Below are 18,008 nucleotides of genomic sequence, written 5' to 3'. Positions count from 1 at the left end.
ACTATTTGGTTTCATAAGATTTTACAGTTTTAATGAATGTTTTTACCTTTTCTGGGTCGACATCCGGATAAACACCGTGGCCTAAATTTACAATATGTCTTTGATTATTGCCGAACGAATTTAACATTTTTATTGTTTCCAACTCAATACTTTGATGAGAACCGTATAATGCACAAGGATCTAAATTGCCTTGTAAGGTTTTTGAATTGCCCACCAAAGCTCTCATTGCTGCAACATCCATGTTCCAATCGAGCCCAATTGTATTACAATCTAATTTTGCCAATGCAGGGATAGAAGTGATTGCTCCTTTTGAAAACAAGGTAACAGGAACATCTTCAATAGCCGAAGCTATTTGAGACAAATAAGGAAGAGAAAAAGTCGCGTACTGTTCTGTTCCTAATATTCCAGCCCATGAATCAAAAACTTGTATCATACTTGCTCCAGCTTTAACTTGTGCTTTTAAATAAGCAATTGTAACATCTGTAACGTGCTGTAACAATTGATGTGCCAAAGTTGGATTGGTATACAATAACTTCCGTGCTTCGCTAAATGTTTTGGAGCCATGTCCTTCTACCATATAGCATAAAATAGTCCAAGGTGCTCCTGCAAATCCAATTACCGGAACTCTTCCGTCTAATTGCTTTACTGTTAGTTTAATTGCTTCGAGAACATATCCCAATCGATCTTCGATATCAAAATCAAACTCCAATCGTTTTGCTTCTTCTTCCGAACGAATCGTATGTTCAAACCAAGGACCGCGTTTTTCGATCATTTGGTAGGGAACATTCATCGCTTCAGGAACTACTAAAATATCTGAAAAGATAATTGCGGCGTCAACCCCCAAAATATCTACAGGTTGTATCGTTACTTCAGCAGCCAAAGCCGGTGTTTCAACCAACTCCTTAAATCCGCTCACACTTTCGCGTACTGCACGGTATTCTGGTAATATTCTTCCCGCTTGACGCATTAACCAAACTGGGTAACGTTCAATATCTTCGCCTTTTGCAGCGCGTAAGATTAAATCATTTTGCAATTTCATTGGTGCAAAAGTACTTTTTTATAACAAAAGATAAGGGAAGTAACGAGGGGAAAGTTTTGAAATGCAAATAGATTTCTTAACTACAATAAAAGTATTACTTATTTTTCTCCCACAGAGGAGCACTGAAGTTCACGGAAGCATGTGTTTTAAACGCCCGTGTTCGTCCACCTCAGCAGACGAATCCGTGTTCCTCCGTGGGAAAATTTTAAAGATGACTTTCATCCTGGTGAAAAGCATTAAGAAACTTAAGTTAAGCCCATTTAATTGGTGTCTTCCCTCTCTGAGTCAAAATCCCATTAATCGTTGAAAAAGGCTTACTTCCGAAAAATCCGCGATATGCAGATAGGGGAGATGGATGAGGTGCTCTCAAAATGAAATGCTTATTCGGATTTACTCTTGAAGCCTTTGCTTGAGCAGGAGATCCCCACAAAACAAAAATCACACCTTCCAACTCGTCATTGATTTTCTGGATCACATCATCCGTGAATTTTTCCCAACCTTGGTTTGCATGAGAAAGTGGTTGACCTTCACGTACGGTTAAAAGTGAATTCAACAGCAAAACTCCCTGATTCGCCCAATGATTCAAATCTCCATTTGGTGGAGCGGGAATTCCCAAATCGGCTTCCAGTTCTTTGAAAATATTCTGTAGACTTTTTGGTAATGGACGCACATGAGAATCACAACTAAAACATAATCCATGTGCGTGACCTCTGGTAGGATATGGGTCCTGTCCCAAAACTACCACTTTGATTTGATCAAAAGGACAGCTGTCGAAAGCCCTGAAAATGTATTTTCCTTCTGGAAAAATTTGATTGGAAAATCGACCATACTCGTCTTTTACAAAACGGGTTAAATTTTCAAAATAAGGGGCTTCAAATGAATGATGAAGTGCTTTTTCCCAAGACGGATGAATAGAAACTTTCATTGGACGAAGATAATTAATCTGTTTTTACTATGTTAGCAATCTAAATTGAAAATGAATGAACTTAACTATTCATCCTGGTAATCCGGGACGCCTTTTTATCACCTTAATATCTGGATTGATTCTATCTATTAATTCTATTGCACAAGAAGAACCAAGATCCTCATTTTTCTGGAATCAATACATGCATACTAATCCTGCAATGACGGGGGCAATTTACAAGCACCATGCAAACGTCCAGTGGCGAAATCAATGGACAAGAATTAATGGAGCACCAACAACTTTATGGACAAATTATGCCGCGAAAATCGACAAAATTAACAGTGGTATTGGAGCCAGTTATGAATACGACGTGATTGGTTACACTAAATCACACAGTGCTATGTTGTCCTATGCGTACCACATCCCGATTAAAAAGATGTTTTTATCAATTGGAGCATCTGGCGGAATAAAAACGTTAAAAACTGACTTTTCAAAGTTGGTTTTTTCTCAAATTCCAGATCCCGCTGCTATAAATAGAACCTATAATCCTGTTTTCCAATGTGACTTCGGAATTGCTTTGCATTCAGAAAAGTGGAATGTTGGTTTGAGTGGGACACAGTTGAATGGTGGTTCATTCAGAGATTCAATTTACAGTATTAAACAGCGGCCTCAGATTTGGTTATTTGCAGATTACGCCTTCGGTTTGGGAGAAAAGTGGAAGTTAACCCCTAGACTTCAGACGTATGTTAATTATTATACCATTGGGACCATTATTGCACTAGAGGCAAGGTTTAAGGAAAACTTCTGGTTTGGATGTACGTCTTCGTTTCCTGATTTTAGTGGTATGGTCGCAATTGGTCCAATGATTGGTTATGATATTTTGGGTAAATTTAGAGTAGGTTACACCTATGAGTTTTATTTGAATAATCATGTGGGTTCAATTACCAATAACGGAACTCACGAAATCGTTCTTTCTTACCAGCTGAAATAAGGTTCAAATGTTCAAAAGTTCAAAATGTTCAAAAGTTGAAATTGTTTGAACCCTTGAACCATTTGAACTCGTTTAAATTTTTTGAACTATTTTTGCGCCATGAGCAACGACGTAGAAATTGAAAAGCGCAGAACATTTGGTATTATTTCGCATCCCGATGCAGGTAAGACAACTTTGACTGAGAAGTTGTTGCTTTTTGGAGGCGCCATTCAATCTGCGGGTGCTGTTAAGAACAATAAGATTAAGAAAACGGCTACTTCCGATTTCATGGAAATTGAAAAACAACGTGGAATTTCGGTTGCTACTTCCGTGATGGCTTTTCAATATTCTGGAAAACAAATCAATATTCTCGATACTCCTGGTCACAAGGATTTCGCAGAAGATACTTACCGAACATTGACTGCTGTTGATAGCGTTATTTTGGTAATCGACTGCGCAAATGGTGTGGAAGAACAAACGAAGCGATTGATGGAAGTTTGTCGGATGCGTAAAACTCCAGTGATCATTTTCATCAATAAAATGGACCGTGAAGGAAAAGATCCATTCGAGTTGTTGGATGAGTTGGAGTCTTCCCTAGATATTCACGTTCGCCCTTTGGCTTGGCCCATTGGAATGGGAGATCGTTTCAAAGGTGTTTATAACATTTACGATAAGAATATCAATTTATTTGCAGCGAATAAAACAAAAATTTCTACCGATATCGTTTCACTTTCAGATATTAACTCAGCTGAGTTAGATGAATTAGTGGGGGATAAGCCTGCTGCAGAATTGAGAGAAGAATTGGAGACAATTGAAGGCGTTTACGATGCGTTTAATCGAGAAGAATATCTTTCTGGAGATGTTGCTCCCGTATTTTTCGGATCTGCTGTAAATAACTTTGGCGTGAAAGAATTGTTAGATACGTTTGTGCGTATTTCGCCTTCTCCAAGAGGAAGAGACACTGATTTGAAACGTGTTGAACCTTCCGATAAAAAATTCTCTGGCTTCGTGTTTAAAATTCACGCAAATTTAGATCCAAAACACCGCGATCGTATTGCATTCTTAAGAATAGTTTCTGGGAAGTTTGAACGAAATACTTTCTACAATCACGTCCGTTTGGATAAAAAATTCAAATTCGCGAATCCAACGTCTTTCATGGCTCAAGATAAAAGTGTGATTGATGAAGCATTTCCTGGAGATGTGATTGGTTTGTACGATACAGGAAATTTTAAAATTGGAGATACCTTAAGTGAAGGAGAACATTTCATGTTTAAAGGAATTCCGAGCTTTTCACCAGAGCTTTTCCAAGAATTAGAGAATTTAGATCCAATGAAATCCAAGCAATTAGAGAAAGGAATTTCTCAGTTGATGGATGAAGGAGTTGCACAAATGTTTATTCAACAACCGGGAAACAGAAAAATCATAGGAACGGTTGGCCAACTTCAGTTTGAAGTAATTGCTTACCGTTTGGATCATGAATACGGCGCGAAATGTCGATTTGTCCCTAAAAACTATCACAAAGCATGTTGGATTACAACTGATAATGAAGCTCAGTTGAACGATTTCATGCGTGCGAAATCTCAATATTTAGCGAAAGATAAAGATGGAAATTTGGTTTTCTTAGCTGAAACTTCCTTCTTGCTTCAAATGGCAGAGAAAGATTATCCAGATTTAGTATTCCATACAACGAGCGAATTCAAACTCGAAGCGAAACACGCGTAGGGACGAGAAGCCTCGCGTCCTTACGCGTGTTTCGTAAAATAATTTCAGGAATTATAATTCAGGTAACTCTTCCAAAAACACATCTGGTTTTTTACATTCTACAATTACATGGTTCATTCCATTCGTCATCCAAAAATAAGCAGCTTTGCTTTTTTGTATGTAATTGCTTGTTTGTAAAAACACCTTTTCATCCAGTGAAATTTCAGGAGCTTTACATTCAATGATTAGTTTAGGATTTCCAAAATTGTCAACAATAACTACATCACAACGTCTGTTCTGACCATTTATTTTCAGTAAATGTTCACTGTTAATTCGTTCAATAGGTGTTTTTTTGTGATTGATGAGGTAATGAATGACGTGTTGTCGAACCCATTCTTCTGGTGTGAGAAGTAATTTCTTTTTGCGAATGATACACCAAACGAAAAACACTTCTTTTTCTTTGGAAAGCTTTAATTGTGCTGGAGGCAAATTCAACGAAGGAAACGACATCATGCAAAATTACGAATTACGAATGCCTAATTACGAATTAATTGGTGTTATCTATTAAAATGACAATCAATTTTGATTTTTTAATGCTCGAAAGTGTAAAACGCATAATTCGGCATTCGTAATTCGACATTCGTAATTGATATTTCGTAATTTTGAAAGATGGATTACAAAGCTCTTCTAAAGGACATTAAAAATGGCGATTTTAAGCCTTTGTATGTGTTGCATGGTGAGGAACCTTACTTCATAGATGTGCTTTCAGATGCGTTGATTGAGCATGCTGTGGATGAATCTGAAAAGGATTTCAACTTGGCAATTTATTACGGAAGAGATATTGATGCGTTGACGCTCATGAGTGAGGCACGTAGTTTTCCGTTTATGGGCACACGTAAAGTAGTTGTGGTTCGAGAAGCTCAAGACTTAAAAGATATTTACGAATTGGAGAAATTGCTTCCGAATTTGGTGGAAAGTAATATTCTTGTTATCTGTCATAAATACAAAGCTCTTGATGGAAAGCGGAAATTCACCAAAGAACTTGTAAAGTATGGTGTGAATTTTAAGTCTGAAAAAGTAAAAGAGTATAATCTGACTGAATGGATTTCGACGTATGTTCGCACGGAAGGCTATGAAGTTACTTCGAAAGCTGCCGCTTTATTGGGCGAGTTTTTAGGAAATGATTTGTCTCGGATCGTCAATGAATTAGATAAATTGGCAATTGTTCTCGAAAAAGGAACGAAGATTTCAGATGTTCATATTGAAGAGAATATTGGAATTTCGAAAGACTACAATGTCTTTGAATTGGTAAATGCGATTGCAATAAGAGATACTTTGAAGGCTTTTCAAATTGCTGATTATTTTGAGAAAAATCCCAAAGATCATTCTATTATCGTCGTGATTCCATCTGTTTTTAAGCTGTTCACGAACATGATGCGGGTTCACTTTGCTCCAACCAAAACACCCGAAGCAATTGCTTCATCTGTTGGATTGCATCCGTTTGTGGCAAAAGAATTGATTCGAAATAGTCCGAATTATCCCCCCAAAATTTTAGCTCGAAATGTAGAAATTCTACATAATTACGACTTGAAAGCAAAAGGTGTTGGAAATAGCTCTACTTCTGATGGTCAATTGCTAAAAGAAATGTTGGTTCAAATACTCAACTGATGAGAAGATTCTTTTTAGTAGAAATTCCAAATTCCGAAACTTTTTTTCTTCCAGAGGAAGAATCTAAGCACATCATTCGTGTTTTACGCTACGTAAATGGGGATCAATTCCTGCTTTTGAATGGCTTAGGGTTGATTGTAACTGCAGAGGTTACAGATGCTCATCCAAAAAAATGCGCGGTGAAAGTTGTTTCTAAGGAACAGAAAACGCGGGATGGATCTGGATTTCATTTGGGAATTGCTCCAACCAAGAATTTAGACCGCATGGAATGGATGGTGGAAAAAATAGTGGAAATTGGTGCGACAAAGCTTACTTTTTTGAATTGCGAACGATCAGAACGAGTTCAATTGAAATTAGATCGCTTGCAACGCGTCGCAATTTCAGCTATGAAACAAGCCCAACACGATTTTTTATTGGAGATAGAGGAACTTCAAAGCTTCTCGGATTTTGTAGCTAAGAATCCAAACGGTGGACTAGCACATTGCATGAACGGAAGTAAGCAATCAGTGAAAGAATTGAAATTTCCTTCGCGAATTTTGATTGGTCCAGAAGGTGATTTTAGTGAAGCAGAATTGGAACTTGCTTTGAAACACGGATACGAAGCCGTACATTTGGGTGAATCGCGCCTCAGAACAGAAACAGCTGGAATGGTGGCTTCTGTATTGGCAATTAACAGTTGAATAGCATGAAAGCATTAGTTATAATTACCGCTCTTTTTTTTACTTCGATTTCTTTCACTCAAGGAAGTTATCAAATTGCATTTTTGAAATACAGTGGAGGAGGTGATTACTATGCAAATCCAACGGCTCTTCCAAATTTGGCTCAATTTTGTAATACAAATTTAGGAACCACGATTTCGAAAGAAGCACCTTATGTAGATGTCGGAAGCCCGGAATTGAGTTTGTATCCGTTTATTCATATGACAGGGCACGGGAATGTAGTGTTTTCTTTGTCTGAAGCTGAAAATTTGAGAAATTATTTAGTTGGAGGTGGATTTTTGCACATAGATGATAATTATGGGATGGACAAGTTTATTCGCGAAGAGCTGAAAAAAGTGTTTCCAAATAATTCAATGGTAGAACTACCCTTTTCACATCCTATTTTTCATCAGAAATACGATTTCAACGGTTTGCCTAAAATTCACGAACACGATGGAAAACGTCCACAAGCTTTCGGAATTATCATTGAAGGCAGATTGGTTTGCTTGTACACGGTAGAAACAGATTTAAGTGATGGTTGGGAAGATCAAGCTGTTCATAACGATTCGGAAGAGAAGCGTAAACAAGCACTACAAATGGGTGCAAATATCTTGATGTATGCTTTTTTAGGCGGTTCAAAGTAAGCCGTAATTTTTCTGTTAACGAAAGCTAAAACTCGTAAATCAGTTCTCTGTTCTTCAACTATTTTGGTATATTACAATCGTACACATCTAAAATATAAAGTTATGAGTTGGTTATGGGCATTAATTATAGGAGGTGTTGCCGGTTGGTTAGCCGGTGCTATCATGGACAGTTCAAGAGGTGGAATTTTATTCAACATTGTTCTGGGAATTCTGGGAAGTTTTGTAGGAGTTTGGTTATTTGGCCTGCTGAATATTTTTCCCGCTGATAACATTTGGGGCGTTCTCTTAACTTCCACTGTAGGTGCGGTCGTCATTATAGTAATAGCCCGCTTGATTACAGGCGGAAAGGTTTAAAAAAAAAGGTGGGGACGCGATGCATCGTCCCCACCTTTTTTACATTTTATTTGGAACCGAAATTCCCAATAGATTCATTGAGCTTTTAATCACCTTAGCAACGTTTTTACAAACCGTTAAACGCACTGCCTTTTGTTTCTGATCTTCTTCACTTAAGATCATCACGTTTTGGTAGAATTGATTAAAGAGTTTTACCAATTCGTATGTGTAATTTGCTACCAAAGCAGGCGAATATGTTTTCGCAGCATCTTCAATGACAGATGGATATAGAGCTAATTGTTTAATGATTTCCTTTTCAGAAGCACCAAGTTCTGTGTTTGTATCCAAATTAAAACCAGTTGCTTTTCCTAAAAGAGACTGAATACGAGCGTGAGCATATTGAATAAATGGACCAGTATTTCCGTTTAATTCAATAGATTCAGCTGGATTAAACATCATTCGTTTTTTTGGATCAACTTTTAGTAGGTAATACTTCAATCCACCCATTCCGATGGTTTTGTAGAGTATTTCTCTTTCGGTTTCACTCATTCCATCCAAATGACCTCTTTCAGTTGTCATTTCTTGTGCTGATTGAACAATTTCATCCATTAAATCATCAGCATCAACAACTGTTCCTTCACGAGACTTCATTTTTCCAGAAGGTAAATCTACCATTCCATACGATAAATGGAAGCACGATTTCGCCCAAGAGTAGCCCAATTTATCCAAAATCAGGAAAAGCACTTTGAAATGGTAATCTTGTTCGTTTCCAACAGTATAAATGATTCCTGTTAGTTCTGAGTAATCATTGAAACGATCTACAGCAGTTCCTAAATCTTGTGTCATGTAAACCGAAGTTCCATCTGAACGCAAGAGGAGTTTGTGGTCTAAGCCCTCGCCAGTCAAATCAATCCAAACTGAACTATCTTCTTTTTTATATAGAACACCTTTTTTCAACCCTTCGTTTACGATATCTTTTCCTAAAATAAACGTGTCAGATTCGTAATACAAGCGGTCAAATTCAACGCCCATTTTTTCGTAAGTCTTGTTGAAACCATCGTAAACCCAACTGTTCATAGTTGTCCACAACAAATAAACTTCAGGGTCTCTTCCTTCCCAACGAACCAATAAATCCTTTGCTTCACGCAAAATGGAGGTTTCATTTTTTGCTAATTCTTTGATTTTGTCGTCTAAACCAGCAATGGCTTTCTCGTCTTTTCCAACTTTTGCATCTGTAAATTCTTGGTATTTTAATACGGTTGTTTCTGGAAATCCATCAAATTGACCTTCATTCCATTGAGCAATGATTTCTTTTGCTTCCGCATTGAACTGTTTGTCAAATTCAACATAGTATTTACCAACAAGTTTATCTCCTTTAAGTCCCGTATTGTTTGGATTTTCGCGTTCTCCTTTTTCATTCAATGGAGAAAACTTTTGCCAAGCAAGCATACTTTTGCAAATATGAATTCCACGGTCGTTAATGATTTGTGTTTTAATTACTTTGTGACCGTAAGCATCTAAAATTTGCGCAACAGAATACCCTAAAAAGTTATTTCGCAAATGACCTAAATGCAAAGGTTTGTTTGTGTTCGGTGAAGAATACTCCACCATGATTTCGGGTTTCGAGTTTTTCTCAGCAGATCCGAATGTTGCATTTGAATCGATTTCACTCAATTGCTGAGTCCAATAATTATTCGGGAAACTTAAGTTTAAGAATCCGCCAATAATTGAATAATCACTGATACAACGAATATCATCCCTTAAAAAATCACCGAGCACTTTTCCAATTTCTTGCGGAGATTTTCCAGCAAGCTTCATCAAAGGAAACAAAACCAAAGTGGTATCCCCTTCGAATTCTTTTTTTGTTTTTTGAAACTGAATTAGCGAGTCAGAAATCTCAAAACCAAGTATTTTATTGGATTTTTCAATGATTGCTGACTTGATTAAATCTTCCATTAGGACTATGTATTATTTTATTTGTTTTTATTCAAATGTTCAAATGTTCAAATGTTCAAATGTTCAAATGTTCAAATGTTCAAATTGAAACGACTAAACCTTTGGAACTTTTTGAACATTGTTTGAACTTTTTAACTGTTGAGCGCAGCGGAAACCTTTTCCAACAAAGAAAAAGCAGTTTCTGCCATCACGTTTATTTTATTGTCCAGACACGGATTTACCTCTACAAATTCGATGCAAACTGTTTTTGGATTTTTTGCTAGCAAAGTTAATATTTCTTCCGCTTCTTCTGGAAAAATACCGTTTCCAACTGGAGTTCCTGTTCCAAAAGAAGTAATTTCCGGATCCATAGAATCTACATCAAAGGAAACATAGATTATATCACAGGGTTCTAATTGCTTTAAGGTTTGAGTAACAATCGCAGGAGCTCCGTCTTTGCGAATTGCTTCAACGGTGTGATTCGTTATGTTGTTTTCAGCAATTAATTGATCTTCTTCGTGTTCAGTATCTCGAACTCCAATGAATATCAAATCGCTTGGATTTACTTTTGAAGCATTTGTGTATTTAAACTTCAACTCGTTCCAAATTTGAATCGTTTGCTCAGAAGGTGTATTCCGTTGGTATCCTAAATTATCGTTCCCAAGAGAGAGACTCAAAGGCATTCCGTGCATATTTCCTGATGGAGTAGTGTAAGGCGAATGCAAATCTCCATGTGCATCAATCCAAATGACTCCCAAACGCTTGTTTGGAAAAGCAGCTTTAATTCCAGCAATTGTTCCAGCGGCTGAACCATGATCTCCTGCTAGAATAATCGGAAACGAACCTTTTTCAATCACTGATTGCGTTTTTGTTGCAACTGATTCAAAAACTTGTTTGTAGGGAATGATGTTTTTCGCGAATTCTGTTTCGTTTTCACGGTCTAAAAAATGATTCAAATCAGGTAAAGGGTGCAGAGGATAAAGACCGAAGTATGGACTGTTTGCTTTTCGAGCAGCTGTCATAATAGCTCCAGGGCCTAGGGATGCGCCTCTGGTTCCAGCTGTCAATTCTGAGTTGTTTACAATGATTTCAATTTTCCGATGCATAACAAATTGTTAATAACACAAAAATACATATTTGCTTTACGCTTACTCGTTTAAGTTTTCCAAGGAATCGAAACCTTTTCAACAATTTGGCGTATTAAGTTCTTATTAAAGGAATTATATGTTTGTAAAGCATTCAACCATTCTGTTTGTATTTTTAAGTATTTTCATTTGCTCTTGTTCTTCAAATAAACCAGAAATCAAAGAGGGCACAATCATTTATTCAGCAGATTATCCAAACCACAAGAAGAATGCATTTTTATATAGCATCCTCCCTAAAGAAGTGCAGATTAGCTTTAAAGATGGAGTGGTGAGGAATGACATTAGTAGGGCTAATCTTCAAAATATTTTACTGTTTGATTGTAACAAAAAGCAAATGGATATTTATTTTCAATATGGAGAAGAGGCTTTCAAAACGAAACTGACTCCAAATGAGATTCAGCAAATGCTTGATGAACAGTATCAATACGCAATAGAATTAGTGGATGAATCCGATACGTTGGCAGGATTTAATGTGAAGAAAGCAATTGCACGAAATAAAAAGAACAAGTTGGATGTGATCACGCTTTGGTACACCGATGAAATTGCAATTAAAAATCCCAATTGGTACAATTCTTTTGGTCAAGTTCCAGGAGTTTTGTTGGCTTATTCGGTAGATCGATATGGTATTCGCATGGATTATAAAGCAGTTAAATTTATTCCTGAAATGGATGAGTCTAAAAAACGATTATTTACCTTGCCGGCAAAAGGAACTGCAATTAGCTACAGTGAGTATACGAAAAAAATGAATGATTTATTTGCAACGTTTGAATGATATGAAAGTACTCCTTTTGGGAATAATGCTATTTTTAGCTGGAAACAATTTAATTGCACAAAAGCCATTTTCGGGTGTTTTGAAATACAAAGCAAGTATTACAATTCCTGATACGAATGTTGTTTATAAAACGTGGGGCGTAACGATTTATACAAACGATACTGTTGTAAGGCTTGAAACGGAAACTGATCAATTTGGAGTTCAGGTATATATCCGGAATATTCAATTGAACAAAGCTTATTTGCTTTTAGAATTGGATGGAAATAAATATGCCATTCAAACGGATTTGACCAAAAAATCGGATTCAATTAGTCGTGGATATACGGTTAAAAAGAAATTTGGATCGAAGAAAATTGCAGGAGTAAAGGCTCGAAAATATTTTGTAAAGGACGACAATACGGTTGGTTTCTATTGTTATTTCGCGAAGAAAATGAATGGAAAATTCCTGCAAGTTTATCCGGAAGTAAAAACCTTGGCAGTCGATTACTACATTCCTTCTGAAGATGGATTGATTCACTATGAATTGATTGAAAAAAAGGACGAAGTGGTCAACCGAGATTTATTTGGAATTCCATCTGATTACAAGCGAATAAGCTTTGAAGAATTCATGCATGTTTTCTATTCGACTAATGAACAGTAGGTTGTTTATAGTTAAATGAATACCTCTCTAATCTCCCTGTTTAATGTATCTATCTTCGTGAGATACTTCGTTAAGAATGACAGTGGAGAACGAATACAGACAAAAAAGCGAACAAACAGAAGCGAAATCTGATAGCAATCAGGATAAGAAAGAACCAAAAGGCAAAGGAACGAAAAGCCCGAAGGCTTCTGGTAATGCGCTATTGGACCGTTTTTCAAATCGATTTGATAAGAAAAGAGTGAAAACAATCATGGGAATTGCTATGGTTCTATTTTCCTTTTTCACCTTTTTATCTTGCTTTTCTTATTTCTTTACATGGACAGCAGATCAAGACCGTGTATTAGATGTTTCTCTATTTTCATTCTTGTTTGACGGAAATCCTGAACCTGTGCAAAACTGGTTGGGTAAGTTTGGAGCATGGATGTCTCATCTCTTCATGTATCGTTGGTTTGGTGTTTCGTCTTTTGCAATTTCATTCATAATCTTCTTGATTGGTTTCAAATGGATGTTGAATATTCTATTATTGCCAATCAGACGATCGATTGCAGTATCTGCACTTTTCATGGTTTGGAGCTCTGTTTTTCTAGGATATTTCGTAGAGCATATTGATTATTTAGGAGGAACTTTTGGATTTACAATTAATCAATGGTCTCGTTTGACAGTTGGAAGCTTTGGAACATTTATCGCAATTGTCGCTCTATTGTGGGTTGTTCTCGTTGTTTTATTTAATGCAGATATTGTTGCTTGGTTCAATCGTGCAAAAGGAGTGAAGGATTCATTTTTCGAAGATGATGAGCCTGTTCTTGCAACCGTGACGGATATCCATGTGGTAAATACGATTCGAGAAGATCAAATTAGAGCGGAGCAGGAAGCTGCAGAAGTGAATTTTGATGACGAGGAAGACGAAGATCCGTCTTATGGAGACGGAGAGGATGATAGTTTTATTGTGATTCAAGCTGGCGCAGAAAAAACTGTTGAAGAGCCTTTCGTTCCAGTAAATCAGGTAGATGATATTGATGAAGATACGGAAGAAGAGGAAGGCGATTTCAAAGTGAGTATAGCTGCTACAGACGCCACACTTTCGGATGATGAGTTCAATTCGATTCGACAAGAATATGGGGATTACGACCCGACCTTGGATCTTTCTGGATATATGTTGCCGCCAATTGACTTGTTGAAAGAATACGGAAATGGACAGGTTTCAATCAATAAACAAGAATTAGAAGACAATAAGAATAAGATTGTAGAAACACTTTCTCATTATAAAATCGATATTGCGAAGATCAAAGCAACGGTTGGTCCAACGGTAACGCTTTATGAAATCGTTCCCGCTCCAGGTGTTCGTATTTCGAAGATTAAAAACTTGGAAGACGATATCGCTTTGAGTTTATCGGCTCTGGGAATTCGTATTATTGCACCGATCCCTGGAAAAGGAACAATTGGTATTGAGGTTCCAAATAGCAGTCCAGACATGGTTTCCATGAAATCATTGATTGCATCGGAGAAATTCCAGAATTCTGATTTCGAATTGCCAATCGTAATGGGTAAAACGATCACAAATGAAACATATACCTTTGATTTAACAAAAGCGCCTCACCTGTTGGTTGCTGGAGCTACAGGTCAAGGGAAATCGGTTGGATTGAACGCAATTTTAGTGTCTATTCTCTATAAAAAGCATCCATCTCAAGTGAAATTTGTGTTGGTTGACCCTAAGAAAGTAGAGCTAACACTTTACAATAGAATTGAACGTCATTTCTTGGCAAAACTTCCAGGTGAAGAAGATGCAATTATTACGGATACATCGAAAGTTGTTGCGACATTAAATTCCTTATGTATTGAAATGGATAACCGCTACGAATTATTGAAAGTAGCAGAAGTTCGGACGATTAAAGAGTACAACGCGAAATTTATTGCCCGCAGGTTAAATCCAGAAAAAGGACATCATTATTTACCATATATTGTTGTCTTAATCGATGAGTTTGCTGATTTAATTATGACGGCTGGAAAAGAAGTGGAGCATCCGATTGCACGTTTGGCACAGTTAGCTCGAGCGATTGGAATTCACTTAATTGTAGCGACGCAAAGACCTTCTGTAAACGTGATTACGGGGATGATTAAGGCAAACTTCCCTGCTCGAATTGCATTCCGCGTATTGTCTAAAATAGATTCTCGAACAATTTTGGATTCTTCTGGTGCTGATCAGTTGATAGGTCGAGGGGATATGTTAATTTCCCTCGGACAAGATTTAATTCGTGTTCAATGTGGATTTGCAGATACACCAGAAGTGGAAGCAATTTGTAAGTTTATTGGTGAACAAAGAGCTTATCCCGAAGCATTGATTCTTCCTGAATATGTTGGTGCAGATGGAGGAGATGGAAATGATGTCGATTTGGATGACATTGATTCTTTGTTTGCTGATGCAGCTCGGATTGTTGTGATTAATAATCAAGGATCGGCTTCTTTGTTGCAACGCAAGTTGAAATTGGGTTATAACCGAGCTGGTAGAATTGTAGATCAGCTTGAAGGCTACGGTATCATTGGACCATTTCAAGGAAGTAAGGCTCGAGAAGTTCTTTTTAGTGATTTGGAAAGTTTGGAAGAATTCCTGCGCGCAAAAGGAATTAATTAAGCAGGATTGAAGCTTCTAACTTCTTTCACTTTTCAATTCTCCATTTTTCAATTGGTTTATTTTTTCGGAAGTGTCATATTCTTGGCACAATTTCTGATATTTGCACAGAAAATAATGAAACATGAAATACTTATTTATAGGCTTGGCGTTAACCGTAAGCTCGTTATCTTATAGCCAGGATGCCAAAGCTCAAGGAATTCTTGACAAGGTTTCTGAAAAAATCAAAGCATTAAAAACGTTTTACGTTGAGTTTAGTGCTACAGTGAAGAATACTTCAAATGGTACAAATACCAATCTTTCAGGAAAAGGTTGGGTGAAAGGTGATAAGTTTAGTGCAGTTTATGGCGAAAACACGATGATTTCAAATGGTTTGAAGAAATGGTCGATCGTAAAAGAAGAAAAAACTGTTTATGAAGCAGATGCTTCTGGAGACGATGATGATGCAATCAATCCGAAGAAATTATTGACTATTTGGGAATCTGGATTCAAAAACAAATATGACAAAGAAGAAACCTTAAACGGTGAAAAAGTACATGTGATTTATTTGTATCCGAAAAACCCGAAGAAAGCAAATTACCACACAGTAATCTTGTACATTTCGAAAGAAGATAATGAATTGAAGAAAGCAATCATGAAATCAAATGACGGAACGGTTTCTACTTATTCATTGACGAAATTCACTTCTAATCCAGTAATCGAAGATAGTAAGTTTGTGTTCGACAAATCAAAGTATCCTGGGTACACGGTTGTGAAGGATTAAAATCAAATTGATTATATATAAAAACGGCGACCATTATTGGTCGCCGTTTTGTTTTAAAACATGTAATATGTAGGCACGCGACGCATCGCGTGCCTACAATATTTTTTATTTAAAATTCATACAATTCCATCAAAGCTTGTTTCAAGCGCTCTGCGGGCAAAAATTGTTTTTCCAATGCCACTGCAAATGGAACAGGAGTGTCTAACGAAGCAACTCGTTTAACGGGTGCATCCAACGCATCAAAGCAATTTTCGTTGATCAATGCTACGATTTCACCTCCAATTCCTCCAGTCATGCAATCTTCATGTAAAACGATTACTTTTCCAGTTGCGCGAACAGAATCGTAAATTGTCTCTGTATCCAAAGGAAGCAATGTTTTTAAGTCAACGATGTTTGCAGAGATTTCAGGATGTGCATCCAAAGCCTCCATTGCCCAGTGAACTCCCAATCCGTAAGTGATAATAGTCAAATCATCTCCCTTTCGCACATATCCTGCTTTTCCAATTTCAGTGGTGTAATAATCATTCGGAATGTCTTCACGAATGCTTCTGTACAAGAATTTGTGTTCAAAGAATAAAACTGGATTTGGATCTTCAATTGCTGCATTTAATAAACCTTTTGCATCTCCAGGAAAAGCAGGGTAAACCACTTTTAAACCTGGCGTATGGAAGAACCATGCTTCGTTACTTTGACTGTGGAAAGGCCCTGCGGCAGTATTCGCCCCTGTAGGCATACGAACTACCACATCTGCATTTTGTCCCCATCTCCAATGAATCTTCGCTAAATTATTCACAATTTGATTGAATCCACAAGTAGCGAAATCGGCAAATTGCATCTCAACAATTGCTTTCATTCCAGCAATAGATAAACCAAGTCCAGCTCCTACAATGGCAGATTCACAAATAGGAGTGTTGCGAACGCGTCCTTTGCCAAATTGTTCTACAAATCCTTCAGTAACTTTAAAAACGCCTCCATATTCAGCAACGTCTTGTCCCATGATTACTAATTCAGGATAACGAACCATACTTTCTCTCAATGAATCTGAGATTGCATCAATATAGCGTTTTTCTGTTTTTTCATCAGTTGTTGGTAAAATGACTTTTTGCTCAAAGGGTGCATAAAGATCGTCTAGTTCTCTTTGAAGATCTGGTTCAATCGGGCTTTCGGCAAATGCAATGTCCAATCCGTTTTGAATTTCATCTTTGATATCTTGATGAATCTGAGCGACTAATTCTTCCGTTAAAACGCCTTGCTCTAATAAATAGGTTTCGAAATTTGAAACAGGATCTTTTTTAGCCCATTCATCTTGAATTCCGTCTGGATAATATTTTGTTCCAGAAGCTTCTTCATGACCACGCATTCTGAAAGTCATAAACTCTAACAAGAAAGGTCTTGGTTTTTGACGAATAGAATCTGCGATTTTTCGAACCGTCCGAATAACATCCAATATGTTGTTTCCATCTACTTGAAAAGCATCCATTCCGTAGCCAATTCCTTTGTCTATAAATTGTTTACAGCGGAATTGTTCGTTGCTTGGAGTGGATAATCCCCAGCAGTTATTCTCAATAGCGAAAATTACAGGAAGATCCCAAACAGATGCAACATTCAATGATTCGTGAAAATCACCTTCAGATGCACCACCATCGCCTGTAAAAACGATTGTAGCTTGATCATTTCCTTTTAATTTATTTGCAAGAGCGATTCCATCAGCAATTCCCAATTGAGGACCAAGGTGAGAAATCATTCCAACGATATTATAATCTTTGGTTCCGAAATGGAAAGAACGATCACGACCTTTTGTAAAGCCCGACATTTTCCCTTGGAATTGTGCAAAAAGTCTATTCAAAGGAATTCCACGAGTTGTAAACACACCCAAATTTCGATGCATTGGAAGAATAAACTCTTCTTGTTTCATCGCATAAGCTGACCCAACAGAAATTCCTTCTTGTCCCCAACCAGAAAACCACTTTGTAATCTTTCCCTGACGAAGTAAAATAAGCATTTTCTCTTCGATCAATCGCGGCTTGGCAATTGCTTTATAAATAGTGACAAGCTCTTCGTTGTCAAAGCCATCTCGATTAAAATCAATCAATCGTTTTGTTTTTTCTTTTTCCATAATGAATATCGCACGCAAATGTACTTTAAATTCAAAATGTAAAATTGAAAATTC

The 18,008-nt window shown here is 37.1% G+C and carries 16 protein-coding genes; 10 read left to right on the top strand and 6 right to left on the bottom strand.

The annotated features are described in order from the left end of the window. Nucleotide 1: 1 nt before the first annotated feature. Together hemE and FLUTA_RS02645 are read right to left on the bottom strand one after the other, a co-directional pair. Nucleotides 2-1,039, bottom strand: a complete 1,038-nt coding sequence (hemE, locus tag FLUTA_RS02650) for a uroporphyrinogen decarboxylase (RefSeq protein WP_013685308.1) — start codon at nt 1,037-1,039, stop codon at nt 2-4. Between the two features lie 250 nt (nt 1,040-1,289). Beyond that, nucleotides 1,290-1,964, bottom strand: coding sequence for a uracil-DNA glycosylase (locus tag FLUTA_RS02645; protein WP_013685307.1), 675 nt, complete (start codon nt 1,962-1,964; stop codon nt 1,290-1,292). Nucleotides 1,965-2,019: 55 nt separating this feature from the next. Between FLUTA_RS02645 and FLUTA_RS02640 the strand changes: the two genes are divergently transcribed. Then, entirely contained in the window at nt 2,020-2,934 is a 915-nt protein-coding gene (locus tag FLUTA_RS02640; RefSeq protein ID WP_013685306.1) for a PorP/SprF family type IX secretion system membrane protein, read from the top strand. 99 nt (nt 2,935-3,033) lie between these two features. Further along, complete coding sequence (locus tag FLUTA_RS02635) at nt 3,034-4,635, top strand: peptide chain release factor 3 (protein WP_013685305.1); 1,602 nt, start codon at nt 3,034-3,036, stop codon at nt 4,633-4,635. A gap of 51 nt (nt 4,636-4,686) precedes the next feature. Here the strand turns inward: FLUTA_RS02635 and FLUTA_RS02630 are convergent, their stop codons facing one another. Next, a complete protein-coding gene (locus tag FLUTA_RS02630; RefSeq protein ID WP_013685304.1) occupies nt 4,687-5,127 on the bottom strand; it encodes a type I restriction enzyme HsdR N-terminal domain-containing protein in 441 nt (146 codons plus the stop codon). A gap of 156 nt (nt 5,128-5,283) precedes the next feature. On the opposite strand from FLUTA_RS02630, the gene holA reads away from it, so the two are divergent. The 4 genes from holA to FLUTA_RS02610 all read left to right on the top strand — a co-directional run bounded on the left by holA (nt 5,284) and on the right by FLUTA_RS02610 (nt 7,978). After that, nucleotides 5,284-6,282, top strand: coding sequence for a DNA polymerase III subunit delta (holA, locus tag FLUTA_RS02625; RefSeq protein ID WP_013685303.1), 999 nt, complete (start codon nt 5,284-5,286; stop codon nt 6,280-6,282). Next, nucleotides 6,282-6,962 (top strand): RsmE family RNA methyltransferase, encoded by a 681-nt coding sequence (locus FLUTA_RS02620; protein WP_013685302.1) that lies wholly within the window; start codon nt 6,282-6,284, stop codon nt 6,960-6,962. The genes holA and FLUTA_RS02620 overlap by 1 nt, the downstream gene beginning before the upstream one ends. Nucleotides 6,963-6,967: 5 nt before the next feature. Further along, nucleotides 6,968-7,624, top strand: coding sequence for a DUF4159 domain-containing protein (locus FLUTA_RS02615; RefSeq protein WP_013685301.1), 657 nt, complete (start codon nt 6,968-6,970; stop codon nt 7,622-7,624). Between the two features lie 102 nt (nt 7,625-7,726). Further along, entirely contained in the window at nt 7,727-7,978 is a 252-nt protein-coding gene (locus FLUTA_RS02610) for a GlsB/YeaQ/YmgE family stress response membrane protein (RefSeq protein ID WP_013685300.1), read from the top strand. A gap of 39 nt (nt 7,979-8,017) precedes the next feature. Here FLUTA_RS02610 and argS read toward each other — a convergent pair whose 3' ends face one another. Then, nucleotides 8,018-9,913: an arginine--tRNA ligase gene (argS, locus tag FLUTA_RS02605; RefSeq protein ID WP_013685299.1), complete on the bottom strand. Its 1,896-nt coding sequence runs from the start codon at nt 9,911-9,913 to the stop codon at nt 8,018-8,020. A gap of 131 nt (nt 9,914-10,044) precedes the next feature. After that, nucleotides 10,045-10,998 carry an arginase gene (locus FLUTA_RS02600; protein WP_013685298.1) on the bottom strand — a complete coding sequence of 318 codons (954 nt, stop codon included), beginning with the start codon at nt 10,996-10,998 and terminating at the stop codon, nt 10,045-10,047. Nucleotides 10,999-11,116: 118 nt separating this feature from the next. Here FLUTA_RS02600 and FLUTA_RS02595 point away from each other — a divergent pair, with 118 nt between their 5' ends. From FLUTA_RS02595 to lolA1, 4 genes are all read left to right on the top strand, one after another. Then, nucleotides 11,117-11,809, top strand: coding sequence for a hypothetical protein (locus FLUTA_RS02595; protein WP_013685297.1), 693 nt, complete (start codon nt 11,117-11,119; stop codon nt 11,807-11,809). Between the two features lies 1 nt (nt 11,810). Then, on the top strand, nt 11,811-12,449 hold the full coding sequence (locus FLUTA_RS02590; protein WP_043023603.1) for a hypothetical protein: 639 nt from the start codon (nt 11,811-11,813) through the stop codon (nt 12,447-12,449). A gap of 76 nt (nt 12,450-12,525) precedes the next feature. Further along, on the top strand, nt 12,526-15,078 hold the full coding sequence (locus tag FLUTA_RS02585) for an FtsK/SpoIIIE family DNA translocase (protein ID WP_013685295.1): 2,553 nt from the start codon (nt 12,526-12,528) through the stop codon (nt 15,076-15,078). A 121-nt stretch (nt 15,079-15,199) separates the two neighbouring features. Next, a complete protein-coding gene (lolA1, locus tag FLUTA_RS02580; protein ID WP_013685294.1) occupies nt 15,200-15,838 on the top strand; it encodes an outer membrane lipoprotein periplasmic chaperone LolA1 in 639 nt (212 codons plus the stop codon). 109 nt (nt 15,839-15,947) lie between these two features. On the opposite strand, the gene FLUTA_RS02575 is transcribed toward lolA1, so the two are convergent. Beyond that, nucleotides 15,948-17,954: an alpha-ketoacid dehydrogenase subunit alpha/beta gene (locus FLUTA_RS02575; protein WP_043023602.1), complete on the bottom strand. Its 2,007-nt coding sequence runs from the start codon at nt 17,952-17,954 to the stop codon at nt 15,948-15,950. Nucleotides 17,955-18,008: the final 54 nt, after the last annotated feature.

The organism is Fluviicola taffensis DSM 16823 (genome assembly GCF_000194605.1).
In the GTDB taxonomy this organism is placed as follows: domain Bacteria; phylum Bacteroidota; class Bacteroidia; order Flavobacteriales_D; family Crocinitomicaceae; genus Fluviicola; species Fluviicola taffensis.
Note: the sequence above shows the minus strand (reverse complement) of the source record. Positions and strands in the feature narration are given on the sequence as shown.